At 23.2% G+C, this 2,571-nt stretch carries 2 protein-coding genes; both read left to right on the top strand.

The window, feature by feature from the left end:
- Positions 1–141 precede the first annotated feature (141 nt).
- Positions 142–984 (top strand): plasmid replication initiator RepA, encoded by an 843-nt coding sequence (gene repA, locus LDP10_RS02780; RefSeq protein WP_265197225.1) that lies wholly within the window; start codon positions 142–144, stop codon positions 982–984.
- 977 nt (positions 985–1,961) lie between these two features.
- Positions 1,962–2,414, top strand: coding sequence for an Hsp20 family protein (locus LDP10_RS02775; protein WP_265197224.1), 453 nt, complete (start codon positions 1,962–1,964; stop codon positions 2,412–2,414).
- Positions 2,415–2,571: the final 157 nt, after the last annotated feature.

Genomic DNA, 2,571 nt, shown 5'->3' with positions numbered 1-2,571 from the left:
TTAACTAGTATTATTTGTACTTAACTAGTATTATTTGTACTTAACTAGAAATGGTTGAGTACAAATTTTTTTAAGATGGCTATTTGTTAGAATGATTTTATAAATATTTTTATTATTCGATGTATTTAAAGGTTAACAAGAATGAAAAGAAATAATGTAAATGGAATTAATAGAACTAAAAATTTAAATCCGGAGTTTCGGATTCCAGTTCATTATAAACATAAAATTCCATTTATTCTTGCGGATGCAATAACAAGGAATCATGATCAGGATCTAACTGCAGAAGTACACTTTTATTTGGCCTTTCCTCCTGAACGGTGCCGACGTATACATAAATCGCGTAGGAAGGCTTTAAATGCGATGTTAAGGGCTATCTTATATCATGTTAATGTGATATCTAAACAAGTTCCTATTAGTGCTACTATGCTTACAGAGTACTGTGGATTAACTACCATATCGGCGGCAGGAAATAAATCTGTTACTCGAGGTACGAGAACTTTAGCTATGTTACGTGATTTAGGTTTCATTACCTATCGACAATGTTGGGATCGAGTATCTAGACGTTATTTCCCTTCAGCTATTGCTATTACTGAACGTTTAATAGATTTAGTGGGTATTTGTCCTGAAAGATGGAGAACTGAATTAAATAATAAGTTGGCTAACTATAATCACAAAATTTTCAAAGAAGAAGGAATAACTTTGAATGAATACGATTATGCTAGAGAATTGAGAGAAAACCAATTAAAAAGATCTTACATGTATAATAGTCATAGAAAAGAAATAAAGAAAAAGAAAAAAGAAGCTACTCGTTTAGAGAAATTAGTAAAAATTAAAGGAGAAAATGAATTAAGACATCTTATTTCACGACAAGTTAGTGATGAATTTTTAAAAGGATTTATACCTGGTGCGCAATTGAAAGATTTAAAAAAGATAGTTGACAAAAGAATAAACACTCTTAAAAAGATAGCTAAATCTCTCCATTAAAATAAACAAAAAATTTTTCTGATTTACTTCAGAGAACCTCTCTTTTTTTTTAAAAAAAAATTGATCAAAATTAATACAATTTTTTTTAAAAAAACAGCCAAATCTCTTCATTAAAATAAACAAAAAATTTTTCTGATTTACTTCAGAAAACTTCTCTTTTTTTTAAAAAAAATTGATCAAAATTAATACAATTTTTTTCTTTTTTTTAGGTCCAATTTAAGACCTATTTTTTTTTAAAAAAATTGATCAAAATTAATACAATTTTTTTTCTTTTTTTAGGTCCAATTTAAGAGCTATTTTTTTTGTCCACATTTTTCCTTTAAAAGTGCAACTGGTTTTTTCGATTCAATGCAATATATATATAAAATGCAATGAAACTATTTTAATAATTAACTAATAAATAATTAAATAACTTCCTCGTTACCTGTGGATAACTTTTTTTTTTTGCTATTTTAAAAAAAGACAAAAAAATATGTAAAATATGATTATTATTTATACAATATTACATATTTATTTTGTATTAAAATTAGCTATTTTTTTGCAAAATATTTAGACATTAAAAAAAACATATATATTACTTTTTATTGACATTAATTATTAATTTTTTTTGACTTTTTTAAGAGGATAAATTTTTTCTTTTATATTTCTTAAAAAAAAGAAATTAGATAAAGAAAATTAAGGATATTTTTAAGAAAGGACATTTTTTTATAAATGCTTACTTTTAAATAAATTTTAAAAATAAAAAAATGTTATATATTTTAGATTTTTATTTTTTTTAAAAATGTATAAATAAAAATACGAAAGGTAAAAATTTTCAGTAACAAATATCGCATAATTAATAATTATTTTTTTATGTAAGTATTAAAATGCCTTGAAAAAATGAGAAATACCCTTATATAAGCAAATGAAAGAAATATAATTTAGTATTAATATACTAAGAAATTTTACTAATTAGGTCTCAAATGAGGAGAATTTTCATGTCTTATCGTTCTTTCTCTTTAGTTCCTGGTCTATACGACGATATGTTTTCAGATCGGTTTAAACAAATAGATAACATGTTTAGCAGATTAACAGGTGAAAAACCGATATCAGATATACCTAGTTATGATTTAATTCAAAAAAATGAAAATAATTATCAATTGATAATTGATACAGCTGGCTATAAAGAAGAAAATTTAGATATTTTAGTACATAATAATAAATTAACAATTACTGGGAAATATAAGGAAAATACTGATAATAAAGAAAATTATAAATGGCTACATAAAGGAATTAAAAAAAATAATTTTTCTTTAAGTTTTAATTTAGATAACAGAATTAAAGTAAAGCAAGCAAAAATTATATTAGGTTTGTTGACTTTAGATTTCGAATATGAAATACCGGAGCAAGAGAAACCAAGAAAAGTAGAAATTATTAATGAAAAAAAATAAAAAGATATTTTCTAACAGAAAAAATTATTATTAACTAGTATTATTTGTACTTAACTAGTATTATTTGTACTTAACTAGAAATGGTTGAGTACAAATTTTTTTAAGATGGCTATTTGTTAGAATGATTTTATAAATATTTTTATTATTCGATGTATTT

Source organism: Buchnera aphidicola (Pemphigus obesinymphae) (assembly GCF_026122815.1).
Taxonomy (GTDB): Bacteria; Pseudomonadota; Gammaproteobacteria; order Enterobacterales; family Enterobacteriaceae; genus Buchnera_C; species Buchnera_C aphidicola_BJ.
Note: the sequence above shows the minus strand (reverse complement) of the source record. Positions and strands in the feature narration are given on the sequence as shown.

Bases quoted from the DNA above. Each gene is read 5' to 3' on its own strand.
- repA (WP_265197225.1), top strand. From the start codon at position 142: ATGAAAAGAAATAATGTAAATGGAATTAATAGAACTAAAAATTTAAAT.
- LDP10_RS02775 (WP_265197224.1), top strand. From the start codon at position 1,962: ATGTCTTATCGTTCTTTCTCTTTAGTTCCTGGTCTATACGACGATATG.